The sequence below is a fragment of the Pseudomonas aylmerensis genome, assembly GCF_001702265.1.
Taxonomy (GTDB): Bacteria; Pseudomonadota; Gammaproteobacteria; order Pseudomonadales; family Pseudomonadaceae; genus Aquipseudomonas; species Aquipseudomonas aylmerensis.
Genome location: NZ_MAUE01000029.1, coordinates 159,534 through 176,501, shown reverse-complemented (window position 1 = coordinate 176,501; position 16,968 = coordinate 159,534). Strand labels below are relative to the sequence as shown.

Sequence of the window (16,968 nt, the reverse complement as noted above, 5' to 3'; positions counted from 1 at the left end):
GGTCAGTTGCTGGAAGAACAACTGCCAAATGGCGGGGTCAAGCGCTACCGCTATGACGACCTCGGGCGGCAGGTGGCGCGTGAGGATGAGCATGGGGCGCTGACCGAGTATCAGTGGGACAGCGTCGGTCGATTGACTCGTGTCGTGTTGCCCGGCGGTGCTTTTAGGGAATACAGCTACAACCCCTACGGAAAGATCACCTCCGAGCGTAATGAGCTGGGGCATGTCACCCGCTACGAATACGCCGATGGCTTGCACCTGATCAGCCGGCGCATCAATGCCGATGGCAGCCAGGTCAAATACCGTTACGACAATGTTCGGCTGTTGCTGACCGAGATCGAAAACGAGGTTGGCGAGACCTACACACTCGATTATCACCTCAATGGCCTGATCCGGCAGGAAGTCGGCTTTGACGGCCAACGGACGGCTTATGCCTACGACCTCAACGGCAAACTGCAGGAAAAAACCGAGCACGGCGATGATGGCAGTCAGCTGGTTACCCGTTATGAGCGAGACCATGCTGGCCGTCTCGTAAGAAAAGTACTTCCCGATGCCAGTGTCGTCGATTATGCCTACGACCGCCAAGGCAACCTCCTTAGCGTCGAGGACGGCCACTGGGCACTCGCCTACGAATACGACCCACAAAACCGCCTCACCGCCGAACACCAGGGCTGGGGCACCTTGCGCTACGGCTATGACGCCTGTGGGCAGCTGCAACACTTGCGTCTACCCGACAACAATCGCGTGGTGTTCAAACACGATAAGGGTGGGCAACTGGCGAAGGTCGAGTTAAATGACCAGACGCTCACCACTCACCTTTTCGATGCAGGCCGCGAACACCAACGAGGCCAAGGCAAGTTACTCAGCAGTTACCAATACAACGCTCAAGGACGTCTGTTCGCTCACGGTATAAGCGACGTCGAAGGCGCGATTTTACCAACGCCAATACGACTACGACAAATCCGGCAACCTCACCCGCCTGCTCGACACTCGCAAAGGCGAACACCACTACCACTACGACCCCCTCGCCCGCCTGAGCCGCGCCGACCACTCGCAGGACGTGCAAGAACGCTTCGGCCACGATCCGGCCAGCAACCTGCTGATGCAAGACCGTCCCGGTCCGGACATCGTCGCCGGCAACCGGTTGATGATGCAGGGCGACCGCCATTACGACTACGACGCCTTCGGCAACCTGATCCGCGAACGACGTGGCCGTGGGCACGCGCTGATCACCGAATACCGCTACGACTGCCAGCACCGCCTCATCGGAATCACCCAACCCAACGGCCAAACCGCGAGCTATCGCTACGACCCGTTTGGGCGGCGGATCAGCAAAACCGTTGATGGGGCAACCACGGAGTTTTTCTGGCAAGGCGACAGGCTGATTGCCGAACATCACGCGGATCGTCATCGCAGCTATCTCTACGAACCCGACAGCTTTCGGCCGCTGGCGTTGCTCGAGGGCTTCGGCCCAAAAGCCACCAAGCCCTACCACTACCAACTCGACCACCTGGGCACCCCACAGGAACTCACCGCCCCGGATGGTGAAATCGTCTGGTCCGCGCATTATCGTGCCTACGGAGAAATCAGCCGCCTAGACGTCGGAAAAATCGACAACCCGCTGCGCTTCCAAGGCCAATACTTTGACCAGGAAAGCGGGCTGCACTACAACCGCCATCGCTACTACAATCCGGATATTGGTCGCTACCTGACGCCGGACCCGGTGAAGCTGGTCGGTGGGATTAACGGTTACCAGTACGCGCCCAATCCAACGGGGTGGGTAGATCCGCTGGGACTAAGTTGTAAGAGTGGTGCGTGCCCTGGTAAAAACGTTGATCCCAATCAAACGAAAGAGGTATCCGAAGGAGTCTTACATAAGCATGAAAATTCTGGCGGGCACCTGATTAGGAAACACGTAGAACAGACCGATGCGCAATTAGTTGAAAGGCTTAATACGGAGCCGCACATACCAGCGGCATCGACATTCAGAACACTAGAGGAAGCGGATGCTATTGTGTCTATAAGTTTGGTCTCTCGCCAGAAGGAGATTTCCAAATTTCTAGCAGGAACAAAAAACAAACATATTATTAGAGAACACTCCACCCAAACAGTGGGGCTGAGCGTTATAAGAGGCACAACAGAGTCGATTCCTGTCTATAAGTTTATGTTAGTTTTGATTCGAAAACCTAAAATGCCAGACGGCTACCTATTACTGACTGGATATCCAATAGAAAAATGAATAACCAACTAACTGAACTTCAGCAATTCTTTGGCGCCTATTTTAACCAAGACTGGCCAGAGGATCATGCCTCAGCCGACGAGGTCATTGACACCTTTTTACTAGACTCATCGAAAGAAGTCATCTCTGCGGTAAGGCGTGAAATCCTGGATCTAATTGCCTCTTACAAAAATGAGTCAGACTTTCAAGACAACCTGCTGCACGAGCAATATTGCTACTATTACTACCCCAGTCAATGGGCATCCGGACCACTATGGCTGAACCATGTGATTCATAAGTTCGACAACTACTTACTCGAAAAGTAGTGAAGCGTTTAAATCTGATCACCGCGAGCGCGCGTGCTCACGTTGGGCCGCGAAGCGGCCCCAGTGCAGGCAGTGGATACTTTCAGGTAAATCAGTATTTGTCGATTCTAGGGCTGCTGCGCAGCCCCACGCAGGGCAAGCCTGCTCACCACAAAAGAGAGTCACTCAGCGGAAAATCAGCGCTTCGACAGCTCCATAATCATCCGGCTCAGCAGATAAATACGCGGCGCCACGCTTTCCACTTCCGCGTATTCCTCCGGTGTGTGGATATTCCCGCCGACGATCCCAAACCCATCCAGTGTCGGGGTGCCCACGCCGGCGGAAAGACTCGCGTCCGCCGCGCCGCCACTGCCTTCGATTGTCAGCTTTTTGCCCAATTCCCCGTAGATGCCCTGGGCAATCGCGACCAGTTTGTCCGACTCCGGCGTCTGCGGCATCGGTGGCAGGCCCCGCAACAGGCTGGTGTTCACTTCGGTGTCGGGGATCAGCTTGTTCGCCGACACTCGCGCAAGATCTTTTTCGATCCGATCAAACTCTTCCGGTAGCGCCGCGCGTACATCCGCCTTGGCTGTGGCCTGGTCGGGGATGACGTTGACGCGGTCGCCGGCCTTTAGCACAGTGAAGTTGATAGTGGTTTTCTTCTCTTCGTCACCCAGCTTGCCCAGTTGCAGGATCTGGTGTGCGGCTTCCATGGCGGCGTTGCGCCCCAGTTCCGGAGCGACGCCGGCGTGGGCGGCCTTGCCTTTGACTTCGACCACGGCGGTGGCGCTGCCTTTGCGCCATACCACCAGGCCATCCGCCGGGCGGCCGGGTTCGAGGTTGAGGGTCACGTCGTGGGCCTTGGCGGTTTTGCGGATCAGGTCCGAGGCGGCGTCGGAACCGGTTTCTTCGCTGGCATCGAGCAGGAAGGTGATTTGCGCGTAGTCCTTGAAGCCCTGGTTTTTCAGGACTTTGAGCGCATAGATGCCGGCGACGATGCCGCCCTTGTCATCCATCACGCCGGGCCCATAGGCGCGGCCGTCCTTGATATGGAACGGGCGCTCGGCGGCCGAGCCTTCCTTGAACACCGTGTCCATGTGTGCCATCAGCAGGATCCTGGCCTTGCCGGTGCCCTTGAGGGTGGCGACAACATGACTGTTATTGGCGGCCTTGTCCGGCACCAGCTCAATCGTGAAGCCCAGTTGCTTGAGTTCATCAACGGCGATGTCGCGCACTTGGGTCAAGCCCGGCTCGTAGCCGGAGCCCGAGTCGATGTTCACCAGGCGCTCCAGCAGTTTCAGGGCCTCGGCCTTGTACTGTTCGGCGTCTGCCTGGATCTGTTTGTGAGGTTCGGCACTGTAGGCCGGCATCGCGAAGGACAAGGCCAGGGTGGCGGCCAGGAGGGTACGTGGAAAGTTGAAGAGCATGGACCGATCCTTGTTTTTTATTGGGAGGTGCCGCCACACCCTACCCCACTAGATCGATCGCAACCAACTCCCTTGTACGGAACTGACGCGGTTACGCCCACTGCTCTTGGCCTCGTACAACGCCTGGTCGGCGTCGTTCAGCCAACTGGTGGAATCGGCGTGGGCCGAATGATACGGCGCCAGGCCGATGCTCAGGCTGACACGCAGGGTCGGGTCCTGGGCGTAGGCCAGCGCATTGAAGCGATCACGCAAGGCGTCCATGACTTCGGTCGCGCGGTTGAGCGGCATGTCCGGCAGGATCACGCAGAATTCGTCCCCGCCATAGCGCCCGGCCAGGTCAGTGGCGCGCAGGTTCTGGCGCAGCACCTTGCTGAGTTGGCGCAGGACGATATCGCCGGTGACATGCCCGTAGGTGTCGTTGATGACTTTGAAATGATCAATGTCGATCAACGCAATCGCGGCGCCCTGTTGCTCGCGGCGGCAGCGTTGGAATTCGATTTCCAGGTGGTCTTTCCAGGCGCCGTGATTGAGCAGGCCGGACAGGCTGTCGGTGCGGCTCAACGCCAGCAACTCACGTTTGTGACGGGCCAGCGTCACCGCCTGGCGATAGCAGATCCAGCCGAGGGCCAGCGGGTACAGCATCAGGATCGGCAGGCACGCGTAAAGCTGGGTCTCGGTGGTCACCGCAATAAACGCCGGGGTCAGGACCAGCAGCGAGCAGCCAATACCCAGTGCCTGCGCCACCCAGCCCGCGAGCATGAAACGCGGGCCGCCGATGGCCACGTTGTTCATGGTCATCATCGACAGCGTGGTCACGCTGGGCAGTGGATTGAAGTGCATGGCGCCGACCCAGAACCCGCCACAGAAGGAATCGAACAACAGGTTGCGGCGTTCACTGCGCAGCGTTTGGGCGCTGCGCAATGAGAGTTGAAAGGCCAGGTGCGGCCACGCGAACGCGTTGATCAGCATCCAGGCCCACAGCCATGCAGGTGGGTTCAGCGGATACATGCCGAACACCACGCAGACGAAACCGAGCGTCAGCCCCAGGGTACGGGATTTGTACAGCCGTGAAGCGAGCGGAAGTCCGTTTCCTTCTGCAGCTGACATGGTGGGGTGAGGTCCTGGAGGAATGCCTGGAGTCTATCAGGGCACGGGCAGATCGCCACTACCGCTCATAAGGCTGTCACCGTCAGTGCGCAAAGCCACGCCCCAGCATCAGCGCCACCCCCAGCAGCAATACTGCCGTGACCCGCTGCAACAGCACTCGGCGCCGGGGATTTTCCAGCACGTGCTTGATGCGTTGACCGAAGTAGCAGTACAGGCAGCCGCTGGCAAATTGCAGCAGCAGAAACGTCAGCCCGAGGATGGCGATGTCCGTCATCAAGCTGTGCTCCCCTGCCCCCGCGAACTGTGGGAACACGGCACTGAACATGATGAGGGTCTTGGGGTTGGAAAACCCGGTGAGCAAACCCTTGCCGAACAGGCCGCGCGCGCCGTCCACGGCGCCCATCCGGTCTATCGACACGCCGCTGCTGGTCCACTGCCGGTAGGCCAGGTAAAGGATGTAGGCCACGCCGACCAGCTGGATTCCTTGGGTGATGGCCTGGTTGCCCTTGATCAATTCCGAGAAGCCCACGGCGAAGACCAGGATCGAAATCAGGTAAGACACACTGGCGCCGAGCTGCGCCGGGAGTGAACTGCGCAGGCCGGCCTTCAGGCCCAGGCTCAACAGCAGCAACGTCATGGGGCCAGGACTGAAGGTCATGGTGGCGCAAAACAGCAGGAAGTAGAGAAACGAAGAAAGCGTCAATGCGCTGGTCATGGCGTGGACCTTGGGTAAGAAGGCCTGCAGTCTAAGCAAGCGGCCGTGTACAAGGCAGGTAAAGTAAGGCCTAATCCGCTCTGACTTTACCGGTGAAATCACCAGCAAACACAAGGAAGGTCCATGTTGGTATCCGCCATTGCCTTTGTACCGGGCGTGCCCAAGGTGCAGCAGATCGTCGAGGCGTTCAGCCAGGCCATCGAGCACGGTGAGTGGGCGCCCGGCAGCAAGTTGCCGTCGGTGCGTGAACTGACCCAGGTGCTGGGCGTCAGCAAGTTCACCCTCAATGAGGCGCTGGACCGCCTGCGCGGGCGCAACCTGCTCACCTCCAGCCAGGGCCGTGGTTTTTTCGTGGCGATAGACCGCGTGCGCCCGGCCTCGACGGCCTGGGTCGAGCTACTGCCCCAGGACCTGCTCAGCGTGTTGCGACGCCCGCTGGCCACCGCCGGCGGCGATCTGCGCCCCGGCGGCGGCCACTTGCCGGAGGAATGGCTGGACGCCGAGCCGATTCGCCAAGCCATGCGCAGCACCGTGCGCGCGCCCTCGTTGCGCATCGCCGGGCTGGGCACGCCGGCCGGGCTGCTACCGTTGCGCCAGGCCCTGCAACAGAAGCTGCACACGGAAGGCCTGTCGGTGCCGGTGGAACAGATCATCACCACGCCCAACACCGTGCAAGGCCTGGACATGCTCATGCGCCTGCTCGCGCGGCCCGGCGACACGGTGCTGCTGGACGCGCCCTGCTACTTCAATTTCCACGCCAACCTGGCCTTGCATGGGGTCAAGGTGGTGACCCTCGAACGCCGCCCCGACGGTTTCGACTTCACCGCCCTCGAACACCTGCTGGCCGAACACCGTCCCAGCCTGTACTTGACCACCAGCGTGCTGCACAACCCCACCGGCCATTCGTTCAGCCCCAGCCAGGCGTTTCGCCTGCTGCAACTGACCCAGCAGTACCACTGCCATATCGTCGAGGATGACCTCTACGGCGATCTGCACCCCAATCCGCCGCCACGCCTGGCCGCCCTCGCCGGCCTGGAGCAGGTCACCTACCTGTCGGGGTTCTCCAAGATTCTCAGTGCCAACGCCCGCGTCAGCTACGTGGTGGCCGCGCCGCAACTGGCGGCCAACCTGACCAATATGAAATTGATGAGCGGCGGCGTGACTTCAGAGCTGTTCGAGCAGATCGTCTACCGCATGCTCAGCGAAGGCAGCTACGGCAAGCACCGCAAGCGCATGGTCCAGCGTTTGATGGAAGCCGGTGGGCGCGTCGAGCAATGGCTCAAGCGCTGCGGTTGCGAGCTGCCAATGGGGTTTGAAGGCGGGATGTTCATCTGGGCGCGGCTACCCGCCGGAGTCGACGGCGAGCAGTTGGCGCAGGCCGCGCTGAAGCAAGGCATGGTGTTGGCACCGGGCACCTTGTTCGGCTACGACCCGGCGCACCGCGATTCGATGCGTTTCAATGTGGCCCACAGTGACGAGCCACGGGTGCAGCAGCTGTTCGAACAGTTGCTCAGGGCTTCGCGCGCCCCTTGAGCATGCCGTGATTGACCAGCAGCGTGCGCATCGCATTGCGGGTAATCCCCAGCAAGTCGGCGGTTCGCAGTTGGTTGAAGCCACAGAACGCAAACGCCTCGCGCACGATCAAGTCTTCGATGTCGTGCAGCAAGGTATCCCCCGGCACCTCGAACAGGCGTAGCAGTTGCTCGCGCATCACCTCCTGGGGGATGCGCGGCGCGCTGCTGTTGGCACTCGAATGCAGGGCACTGAGCCCGGCGGAAAACTTCAGGTGGTTGGGCATGATCGGTTTGTCGCCGGCCACCAACAGTGCCAGATGCACGACATTTTCCAGCTCGCGGATATTGCCCGGCCACGGGTAATCGAGCAGTGCCTGGGTGGCGGACTCGGAGAGCATCGGCTCGGCGATTTTCAACTTGGCGCTGTACAGCCGGCGGAAGTGCTCCACCAACGGCAGGATATCCAGCGGCCGTTCGCGCAACGGCAGCACCTGCACCTGGGCAACGTTGATGCGGTAGAACAGGTCGAGGCGGAAATTGCCCGCTTCCACAGCTTGCTCAAGGTCGATGTTGGTCGCAGTGACCAGGCGGATATTGATCTTGATCGGCTTGCGCGAACCGACGCGCACCACCTCCTGTTCCTGCAACACTCGCAGCAACTTCACTTGCAAAGGCAGTGGCAGGTCGCCGATCTCATCGAGAAACAGCGTGCCGCCATCCGCCTCTTCAAACCAGCCGATGCGCCGCCCGGACGCCCCGGAAAACGAACCGGCTTCGTGACCGAAAAACTCACTCTCGGCAAGGTTCTCGCTGATCGCGCCGCAGTTCACCGGCACAAAAGCGCCGGTCCGCCCGCTGGCACTGTGGATGTAGCGCGCCACCAACTCCTTGCCGGTACCGGTCTCGCCATTGATCAACACCGGCGCTTCGCTGGGCCCGACACGCTTGAGGTAGTCGAGCAATTGCAGTGAGCGCGGGTCGGAAAACACCAGGGCCTTGGCGCGAATCGACAGCGGATCCTTTTCGCCCTGGGGCAAGGTCAGGATCGGCGTGGGGTGCCCGTAGGGACGGCTCATGAACAATTTCCCGGCGGCAAGGATGGAAGATGAAGCGTGACTGTACTGACTCCTCGTTATAACCGAAAATATTTAAAATTCATTAGCAAATAACCATAAGCCCTAGACGCTGGCTGGCCTGCGATAGCCGCGCATCCCCCTCAGCGACGGTGCGCCAATGAGCGTACACACCGATCACCCAGGCTTTGCACGCCCTGCACCAGCACCACCAGCACAATCACCGTGACCACCATGATCTGGTTGTTGAAACGCTGGTAACCGTAGCGGATCGCCAGGTCGCCCAGCCCGCCGCCACCGATCACCCCGGCCATCGACGAAAAGCCGATAAGCATCACCAGCGTCAAGGTCACCCCGGCCACCAGCGCCGGCAGCGCTTCGGGCAACAGCACCTTGAGAATCACATGGCGGATATCGCCGCCCATGGCCACGATGGCTTCGATGCGGCCTTTGTCCACTTCATCCAGCGCGGTCTCGACAATCCGCGCAAAAAACGGAAACGCGCCGATGGTGATCGGTACTACCGCCGCCGTGCTGCCCAGGGTGGTGCCGACGATCAGGCGGGTCAGCGGAATCAGCGCAATCAACATCACCACGAACGGCAACGAGCGCCCCAGGTTGATCACCCCGCCGAGCACACGATTGACCCGTGGCAACGGCAGCAGTCCGCCACGCCGGCTGATAAACAGCAGCACGCCCAGCGGCAGGCCGATCAGCAGGGTGAACCACCCCGCGAGCAGCACCATGTACAGGGTTTCGCCGGTGGCGTTGAAGAGCAATTGCAGGATGTCCTGCCAGTCGGTTTTCATACGGCCCTCACCACTTGCAGGCTGGGGGCCAGCGACCTGCCCAGGCGCGAGGATGGGTCGGCCTGCAATTGCACCAGGCTGCCGCTTTCCACCACGCGCCCATCGGCCAGGGACACGGCGCTGTCGCAAATCGCCTTGACCACCTCCAGCTCGTGGGTGATCAGCACGATGGTCACCCCCAGTTGCCGGTTGATGTCGCGCAACAATTCGAGGATCGACGCCGTGGTTTCCGGGTCAAGGGCGCTGGTGGCCTCATCCGACAACAGATACGCCGGACGCGCCGCCAATGCACGGGCGATGCCGACGCGCTGTTTCTGCCCGCCCGACAGCTGCGAGGGAAAGGCCTGGGCCTTGTCGCTCAAGCCCACCAATGCCAGCAACTCGGCGACCCGCGCGGCACGTTCGGGCTTGGGCATTTTGGCGATTTCCAACGGCACCGCGACGTTATCCGCCACGTTGCGCGAATGCAGCAGGTTGAAACCCTGGAAGATCATGCCGATGCGCTGGCGTTGCTGGCGCAGTTGCTTGTCGCTCAGCTGCGTGAGGTCCTGGCCGTCCATGAGGATGCGTCCGGAGGTCGGCCGCTCAAGCAGGTTGAGGCAGCGCAGCAAGGTGCTTTTGCCCGCACCGCTGCGCCCGACGATGCCAAAGATCGAACCGTCGGCAATCTGCAACGACACGTTATCCAGCGCCGGTGGCTGGCCATTGGCGTAGGTTTTGCTGACCGCCTCGACGACGATCATTCGGCTGCCACCGGGATCACGGAACCGGCGTATTTCTCGCTGATGAACTTGGCCACCGCCGGTGAGCGCAGGTCGTTGGCCAGCTGCTTGATGCGCGGGTCTTCGAGCAATTTCGGCGTGGTCACGAGGATATTCGCATACGGATTGCCTTCGGCCTTTTCCAGCCCCAGCGCATCCTTGGCCGGCTGCAATCCGGCTTCCAGGGCGAAGTTGCCATTGATCACCGCCAGGTCCACGTCATCCAGGGCCCGAGGGATCTGCGGCGACTCAATTTCGAGGATCTTCAGGTGCCTGGGGTTCTCGGCGATGTCCTTGGGCGTGGCCTGGTCCTTGGAGGCGTCGTTGAAGCCCGGCTTGAGTTTGATCAGGCCGTTGGCTTGCAGCAGGTACAACGCGCGGCTGAGGTTGGTGACGTTGTTCGGCACGGCCACGGTGCCTTTGTCCGGCACCTGGGCGAGGCTGGTGTGGCGATGGGAGTAGATGCCCAGCGGCTCGATATGCACGGTGGCCGCCACCGCAAACTTCTGGCCGAGCGCCTGCTCCTGGGAATTGAGGTACGGCAGGTGCTGGAAGTAATTGGCGTCGACATCGCCATGCGCGAGCAACTCGTTGGAGTTCACGCCGCTGGGGATCTCGATGATTTTCAGCTTCAGGCCCGGGTCGAGCTTTTGCACGTATTCAAGGATTTGCGCGTGGGGAATCGGGTCGGCAGCCACGCGCAAGGCGTCGGCGGCCGACACGCTGAAAGAGGCCAGCAACGCCGCCAGGGTAAGTGCAGATTTCTTCAACATAGTGATCTCCTGATCAGGCGGAAAGTGCGTGGGGAAGCGTGGCGTCGGCGTAGAAACGTTGGGCGACATCGGGGTGCGAGCGCAGGCGGCCCTTGAGGTAATTCCAGCCGACCTCGCGCAGCAACGGATTGCGCGGATCGCTGGTCGGGCCATGGGCGTCGTGCAGCAGCTCTGGCGCCAGTGGGAACACCGGCACCACCGCGTCGAGTTGCGCACCGAGGAAGAACGCCAGCGACAGGCGCTCGCTGCCCAGCGACGGCGATACCACCCGGTGCACGGTGGCGCGCAGGTAGCCATTGCTGGCCAGTTCCAGCAACTCGCCGATGTTCACCACCAGCGTGTCGGGGAGCGGCGACGCATCGATCCAGCGGCCCTCCTCGACTTCCACCTGCAGGCCGGGCTGGTCCTGCAGCAAAAAGCTCAGGAAGCCGGAGTCCTTGTGCGCCCCCACCCCCTGGCGGCTTTGCTGGGCGTGACGACCGGGGTAGCGGATCAGCTTGATGTGCTCGTTGGGCTTGTCGCCGTACAGCGGGTCAAAGGCGTTTTCCGGCAACGACAACGCCTGGGCAAAGGCACGCAACAGGCGCAGCGCCATCTGCGTCATCGCCTGTTGCCAGCCGAGCACCAGCGGCTTGAGTTGCGGCAAGGCTGCCGGCCATTGATTAGGGCCTTGCAGGCGCGCCCAGGCCGCCGGATGGTGGCCCGCATCAAGTGGCTCGCGCTCGGCGCCGACGTCAAATTGCTCGCGCAGGTCCGGCTGCCCACGAGTGATCTCCGAGGCCGCGCGGTTATAGCCGCGAAAGTGCGGCGAATTGAGCATGCCCACCGCCAGCTTGTCGGCCTCGGGCAAGGCAAAGAACGCGCGCGCCTGCTGCTGCACTTCGGCCAGCAACGCTGGGTCGATCCCGTGGCCGGTGAGGTAGAAAAACCCGATATGCCGCGCCGCCAGGCGCAACTCGTCGAGGAACTGCTGGCGTTGCTGCGGGCTGCCATCGAGCTGCGACAGGTCGAGCAAGGGCAACGTGGTGATGGACTGCACGTGGGACATCGGCGGCTCGCTCCTTGAACAGAATCCTTGAGAAGCGTCCAAGCTAAACGATCTTAAAAACCCGCAATAAATATCTTTTTAGAATTAGCTTAGGCAGGTCGACCCACCTTCCGCGCTGGTTTTTTGCTTCGTCGTGTATCTCCTTATCGCCAGATACACTGCAATACAAAGGGCACAAGGCAAGCGCGCCGACACTGGCTAGACTGCCGCCCAAGAGTATTTAACGAGGAAGGCAGCATGGACCATGTCGATCACATCCTGATCGTCGATGACGACCGCGAGATCCGCGAACTGGTGGGCAATTACCTGAAAAAAAACGGCATGCGCACCACCGTGGTTGCCGACGGCCGCCAGATGCGCAGCTTCCTCGACACCACCCCCGTCGACCTGATCGTGCTGGACATCATGATGCCCGGCGACGACGGCCTGCAGCTGTGCCGCGAGCTGCGAGTGGGCAAGCACAAGGCCACGCCGGTGCTGATGCTCACCGCGCGCAACGATGAAACCGACCGCATCATCGGCCTGGAAATGGGCGCTGACGATTACCTGGTCAAACCCTTCGCCGCCCGCGAGTTGCTTGCACGCATCAACGCAGTGTTGCGGCGCACGCGGATGCTGCCGCCGAACCTGGTGGTCAGCGAAACCGGGCGCTTGATCCGGTTTGGCCGTTGGCGCCTGGACACCACCGCGCGCCACCTGCTCGATGAAGATGACACCCTGGTGGCGCTGAGCGGCGCCGAATACCGCCTGCTGCGGGTGTTCCTCGACCACCCCCAGCGAGTGCTCAACCGCGACCAGTTGCTCAACCTGACCCAGGGCCGCGATGCCGACCTGTTCGACCGCTCCATCGACCTGTTGGTGAGCCGCCTGCGCCAGCGCCTGCTGGATGATGCGCGCGAGCCGGCCTATATCAAGACCGTGCGCAGCGAGGGTTATGTGTTTTCCCTGGCGGTGGAAATCCTCGGGGCCGATCAATGACCTTCAAACTCGGCTGGCCACGCACCCTGGCGTCGCAGTTGTCGCTGATCTTCCTGATCAGCCTGGTGTGCGCCCATGGCCTGTCTTTCAGTGCGCAGTTCTACGAGCGCTATATCAGCGCGCGCACTGCCATGCTCGGCAACCTGGAAAACGACGTATCGACCTCGGTGGCGATCCTCGACCGCCTCCCCGCCAACGAACGCGCGGCCTGGCTGCCGCGCATCGACCGCCAGAACTACCGCTACCTGCTCAACGCCGGCGAGCCCGGCGAGCCGATGCGCAACGATGACATCCCGATGGCCGCCACCTCGATCGCCGAGGCCCTGGGCGAACAGTACGCCCTGACCTTTCGTACGATCCCTGGCCTGCAGAAGCACTTCCAGGCGCACCTGACCCTGGCCGATGGCAATCCCATCACCCTCGACGTGCGCCCCGCCGCCCTGCCCGTGGCCTACTGGCTGCCGGTGGTGCTGGTGCTGCAACTCGCGCTGCTGCTGGGCTGCACCTGGTTCGCCGTGCGCCTCGCCATCCGCCCGCTGACCCGCCTGGCCCGCGCCGTGGAGACCCTCGACCCCAACGCCCATCCGACGCCGCTGGATGAACACGGCCCGACCGAAGTGGCCCACGCGGCCGCCGCGTTCAACGCCATGCAGCAGCGCATCGCCGAATACCTCAAGGAACGCATGCAGATCCTGGCGGCGATTTCCCACGACCTGCAAACCCCGATCACGCGCATGAAACTGCGCGCCGAGTTCATGGAGAATTCGGCTGATCGCGACAAACTCTGGGGTGATCTCAGCGAAATGGAGCACCTGGTGCGCGAAGGCGTCGCCTATGCCCGCAGCGTGCACGGCGCCACTGAAGCCAGCCACCGCATCCACCTCGACGCCTTCCTCGACAGCCTGGTGTTCGACTACCAGGACATGCACAAGCAGGTAAGCCTCAGCGGCAAAAGTGCAGTGGTGCTCGACACCCGTCCCCACGCGCTGCGGCGGGTGCTGGTCAACCTGGTGGATAACGCCCTCAAATTTGCCGGCGCCGCACAGCTGGAAGTCGGTTCGACGACCGAGGGCGAGCTGTCGATCAAGGTGTTGGACGACGGCCCCGGCATCGCCGAAGACGAACTGGTGCAGGTCATGCAACCGTTCTACCGCGTGGAAAGCTCACGCAACCGTGGCACCGGCGGCACCGGGCTGGGGCTGGCGATTGCCCAGCAACTGGTGGTGGCCATTGGCGGTTCGCTGACTTTGAGCAACCGCCCGGAAGGCGGGTTGTGCGCGCAGATCAAGATCAGCTTGTGAGATACCCCGGCAGGCGCTGGTTTGCCGGCGCTGCGGACACCCGGGTGTAGCAGGCCTGCCGCGACGATGCGATCGCCGGCAAGCCCGCGCCTACAGAAAATCCGTCAGTTCGCCGCCGTAGACGGCTCCAACTGCCGCTGCGCCAACCAGATCTCTTCCTGCAACCACTGGCTGAACACCTGCAACTGCGGCAAATCCGTCTGCTCCGGCCGCGTCACCAGCCAATAGGACTGATGCCCCTCCACATGCACGTTCAGCACCTGGGTCAACTGTCCCGATGCCAACTCCGCCGCGACCATATGCCAGTCGGCAATGGTGATCCCCAATCCATCGGTGGCCGCGCGAATGGCCAGGTCCAGCAAGTCGAATTCATACCCGCCCTGGGTATCCACACCGTGGATGCGCGCCGCGTCCAGCCAGTGTTTCCAGGTCAGATAGCGCTGGTCTTCGCTGGCCAGCACATGCAACAAGGTCATGCGGTTGAGGTCCACGCCCTCGTCGCTGCACTCACGGGCATACAGCGACGGCGCGCACACGGCGATATGCCGCTCCTGTATCAACAACGAACTGTCGAGGCCATCCCATTCGCCGTTGCCAAACCGAATCGCGCAATCCAGCGTGCTGGTCTGCGCCAGGCTGTCCTGCAAACAGGTGGTGATGCTCAGTTCCAGCTCCGGATGGGCTTCGCGCAAGCGGCCCAGGCGGGGCATCAGCCAGCGGCTGGTGAAGGTCGGCGGCGCGTTGACGTGCAGACGGTTGGAATGGGTTTTCTGCTGGATGCTGCGCACCGTCAACTCGATCTTGTCGAACGACTGGTGCAGCGCGCGCAGCAACACGCGCCCGGCGCTGGTCAGTTCGAGGTGATGGTGACGACGCTCCAACAAGTTCTCGCCCAGCTGCTCTTCCAACTGCCGGACCTGGCGGCTGACCGCGCTCTGGGTCACGTTCAGCAGCTCGGCAGCCCGGGTAAAACTGCCGGTACTGCCGGCCACTTCGAAAGCCTTGAGGGCATTGAGCCCGGGCATTTTGCGTTTCATGGGAAGCACTCGAGGACGACTGACGAGGCGCCAAGCATCCCATGAGCCAGCAGTTTTTTCCTAGCCAACATGATTTTTTGTATCGCGCAGTAACGATCGCCACGCCAGCGGCGCGTCTATCTCGACACACCGCCACCGCCACGCCGACTAACATGCGTTTAAGGAACGTTTAACCGCTGAATTTATCGTTTGTCGATCGTCGCACCGATGACAAAACTGCGGGCATCTCTAATAAAAACAACATGAGAGCAGCCCCATGTCCGATTCCAACGTTTTAGCGACCCTGGACGGTAACGCGCCGCACCCCGCCGTCGAAGCCCTGTGCAATCAAGTGCAAAGCGGCGAGATCAACCGCCGCCAATTCCTGCGCACCGCCGCCCTCCTCGGCATCACCGTGGCCAGCGCCAGCAGCTTTATCGGCGCAGCCCTGCTCGGCAACGATGCCCAGGCCGCCGACGGCACGCCGGCCCGCCAAGGCGGCAGCCTGCGTTTTGCCTGCGCGATCCAGGAAATCCAGGACCCGATGCTGATCACCTGGATCGAAGCGTCGAACCTGCTGCGCAATGCGCTGGAATACCTGACCTGGGTCGACGCCGACAACATCACCCACCCGTACCTCGCCGAAAGCTGGAGCCCGTCCGACGACCTCACCACCTGGACCTTCAACCTGCGCCAGGACGTGAAGTGGAGCAACGGCGACAGCTTCAACGTCGACGATGTCCAGCACAATATCCAGCGCTGGATCGCCGCCGACTCCAAGTCGGTCAACCGCACGGCGTTCCAGGACATCAAGGCCTTCGAAAAAGTCAGCGACTACCAGTTCCGCCTGCAACTCAAGCGGCCGATCCTGGCGATCCCGGAGATGCTCAACGCGTTCACCTGCGCCATGGTCCATCGCAGCTTCAAGGCTGGCGATGACTGGGCCAAGAACCCGCTGGCGACCGGGCCATTCAAGCTGGTGTCATTCGCGGTCAACAAGCAGGCGACGTTCGCCAAGCGCGCCGACTATTGGGGCAAGCCGGCCAACCTCGACGAGCTGCGCTATATCGACATGGGCACCGACGTGTCCACCCACCTCGCCGCCCTGCAGGCCGGCCAGGTCGACGTGCTGTACCGCGTGACCGTGGCCGAACTCGACCTGGCCAAGCGCTTGCCGGGTGCGCAGCTGCTCAGCTGCAAATCCGCGCAGACCGTGGTGATGCGCATGGCCTGCGATCAGAAGCCGTTCACCGATGTGCGGGTGCGCAAGGCGGTAGTGCTGTGCGCCGACAACGCGCAAATGCTCAAGGTCGCCTATCGCGGCATGGGCACCCTCGGCGAAGACCACCACGTGGCGCCCTCTCATCCCGAGTACTTTGCGTTGCCCAAGCGCGAGCGCGACGTGGCGGCGGCGAAAAAACTGCTGGTCGAGGCCGGGTTTGCCAATGGCCTGGACATCGACCTGATCGTCGGCAACACACAGGGCCGCTATGAGCAGGATTGCGCACAGATCCTGCAACAGAACTGCCTGGAAGCCGGCATCCGCATCAACCTCAAAGTGGTGCCCGCGGCCCAGTACTGGCCGATCTGGGACAAGGCCGCGTTCAGCCTGACCTACTGGGCCCACCGCCCGCTCGGGGTGATGTCCCTGGAGCTGGCCTACCGTGGCGGCGGCGCCTGGAACGAAAGCCACTACCACGACCCGGCCTTTGATGCGGCCCTGGACAAGGCCATGGGCATCATCGACCCCAAGCAACGCGCGGCGGCCATGCAGGACGTCGAGCAGATCCTGCAGGACGCGTGCGTGATCGTGCAGCCGTTCTGGGGCGATAAGTTCACCGCCGTGAGCAAAAAGGTCCAGGGCTTCCAGGTCCACCCCTCCGACTTCTACCCCATGGGCAGTGTTTGGCTGAGCGCCTGATC

Annotated in this window: 14 protein-coding genes and 1 pseudogene; 6 read left to right on the top strand and 9 right to left on the bottom strand. The window is 61.8% G+C overall.

Annotated elements, in window-relative coordinates; all coding sequences use genetic code 11:
• Both BBG20_RS31985 and BBG20_RS21060 read left to right on the top strand, forming a co-directional pair.
• Nucleotides 1-2,239: pseudogene (locus BBG20_RS31985) on the top strand (RHS repeat-associated core domain-containing protein); the annotation flags it as partial.
• Nucleotides 2,236-2,544 carry a contact-dependent growth inhibition system immunity protein gene (locus BBG20_RS21060; protein WP_065906731.1) on the top strand — a complete coding sequence of 103 codons (309 nt, stop codon included), beginning with the start codon at nt 2,236-2,238 and terminating at the stop codon, nt 2,542-2,544. The pseudogene BBG20_RS31985 and the gene BBG20_RS21060, both read left to right, overlap by 4 nt.
• Nucleotides 2,545-2,720: 176 nt before the next feature.
• Here the strand turns inward: BBG20_RS21060 and BBG20_RS21055 are convergent, their stop codons facing one another.
• From BBG20_RS21055 to BBG20_RS21045, 3 genes are all read right to left on the bottom strand, one after another.
• Entirely contained in the window at nt 2,721-3,950 is a 1,230-nt protein-coding gene (locus BBG20_RS21055; RefSeq protein ID WP_065906729.1) for a M20/M25/M40 family metallo-hydrolase, read from the bottom strand.
• 48 nt (nt 3,951-3,998) lie between these two features.
• On the bottom strand, nt 3,999-5,057 hold the full coding sequence (locus BBG20_RS21050; RefSeq protein ID WP_065906727.1) for a diguanylate cyclase: 1,059 nt from the start codon (nt 5,055-5,057) through the stop codon (nt 3,999-4,001).
• Nucleotides 5,058-5,139: 82 nt separating this feature from the next.
• Nucleotides 5,140-5,772, bottom strand: a complete 633-nt coding sequence (locus tag BBG20_RS21045; RefSeq protein ID WP_065906725.1) for a LysE family translocator — start codon at nt 5,770-5,772, stop codon at nt 5,140-5,142.
• Nucleotides 5,773-5,895: 123 nt separating this feature from the next.
• On the opposite strand from BBG20_RS21045, the gene BBG20_RS21040 reads away from it, so the two are divergent.
• Nucleotides 5,896-7,305 (top strand): aminotransferase-like domain-containing protein, encoded by a 1,410-nt coding sequence (locus tag BBG20_RS21040; protein ID WP_065906724.1) that lies wholly within the window; start codon nt 5,896-5,898, stop codon nt 7,303-7,305.
• On the opposite strand, the gene BBG20_RS21035 is transcribed toward BBG20_RS21040, so the two are convergent.
• The 5 genes from BBG20_RS21035 to BBG20_RS21015 form a co-directional block, all read right to left on the bottom strand.
• Nucleotides 7,283-8,362 (bottom strand): sigma-54 interaction domain-containing protein, encoded by a 1,080-nt coding sequence (locus BBG20_RS21035; protein ID WP_065906723.1) that lies wholly within the window; start codon nt 8,360-8,362, stop codon nt 7,283-7,285. The genes BBG20_RS21040 and BBG20_RS21035 overlap by 23 nt on opposite strands.
• A gap of 140 nt (nt 8,363-8,502) precedes the next feature.
• Nucleotides 8,503-9,168 carry a methionine ABC transporter permease gene (locus BBG20_RS21030; RefSeq protein ID WP_065906722.1) on the bottom strand — a complete coding sequence of 222 codons (666 nt, stop codon included), beginning with the start codon at nt 9,166-9,168 and terminating at the stop codon, nt 8,503-8,505.
• On the bottom strand, nt 9,165-9,911 hold the full coding sequence (locus BBG20_RS21025; protein WP_083221453.1) for a methionine ABC transporter ATP-binding protein: 747 nt from the start codon (nt 9,909-9,911) through the stop codon (nt 9,165-9,167). Before BBG20_RS21025 ends, BBG20_RS21030 begins: the two co-directional genes overlap by 4 nt.
• Nucleotides 9,908-10,702 (bottom strand): MetQ/NlpA family ABC transporter substrate-binding protein, encoded by a 795-nt coding sequence (locus BBG20_RS21020; RefSeq protein WP_065906720.1) that lies wholly within the window; start codon nt 10,700-10,702, stop codon nt 9,908-9,910. The genes BBG20_RS21025 and BBG20_RS21020 overlap by 4 nt, the downstream gene beginning before the upstream one ends.
• Nucleotides 10,703-10,715: 13 nt before the next feature.
• Nucleotides 10,716-11,750, bottom strand: a complete 1,035-nt coding sequence (locus BBG20_RS21015; protein ID WP_065906719.1) for an isopenicillin N synthase family dioxygenase — start codon at nt 11,748-11,750, stop codon at nt 10,716-10,718.
• Between the two features lie 237 nt (nt 11,751-11,987).
• Here BBG20_RS21015 and BBG20_RS21010 point away from each other — a divergent pair, with 237 nt between their 5' ends.
• The gene (locus tag BBG20_RS21010; RefSeq protein WP_065906718.1) at nt 11,988-12,728 is read left to right on the top strand and encodes a response regulator; all 741 of its coding nucleotides are present in this window, start codon (nt 11,988-11,990) and stop codon (nt 12,726-12,728) included.
• Nucleotides 12,725-14,029, top strand: a complete 1,305-nt coding sequence (locus tag BBG20_RS21005; protein ID WP_065906717.1) for an ATP-binding protein — start codon at nt 12,725-12,727, stop codon at nt 14,027-14,029. The genes BBG20_RS21010 and BBG20_RS21005 overlap by 4 nt, the downstream gene beginning before the upstream one ends.
• Nucleotides 14,030-14,133: 104 nt before the next feature.
• Here BBG20_RS21005 and BBG20_RS21000 read toward each other — a convergent pair whose 3' ends face one another.
• Complete coding sequence (locus BBG20_RS21000; protein WP_065906715.1) at nt 14,134-15,066, bottom strand: LysR substrate-binding domain-containing protein; 933 nt, start codon at nt 15,064-15,066, stop codon at nt 14,134-14,136.
• Nucleotides 15,067-15,322: 256 nt separating this feature from the next.
• Here BBG20_RS21000 and BBG20_RS20995 point away from each other — a divergent pair, with 256 nt between their 5' ends.
• Nucleotides 15,323-16,966, top strand: coding sequence for an ABC transporter substrate-binding protein (locus BBG20_RS20995; RefSeq protein ID WP_065906713.1), 1,644 nt, complete (start codon nt 15,323-15,325; stop codon nt 16,964-16,966).
• The last annotated feature ends 2 nt before the right edge of the window (nt 16,967-16,968 follow it).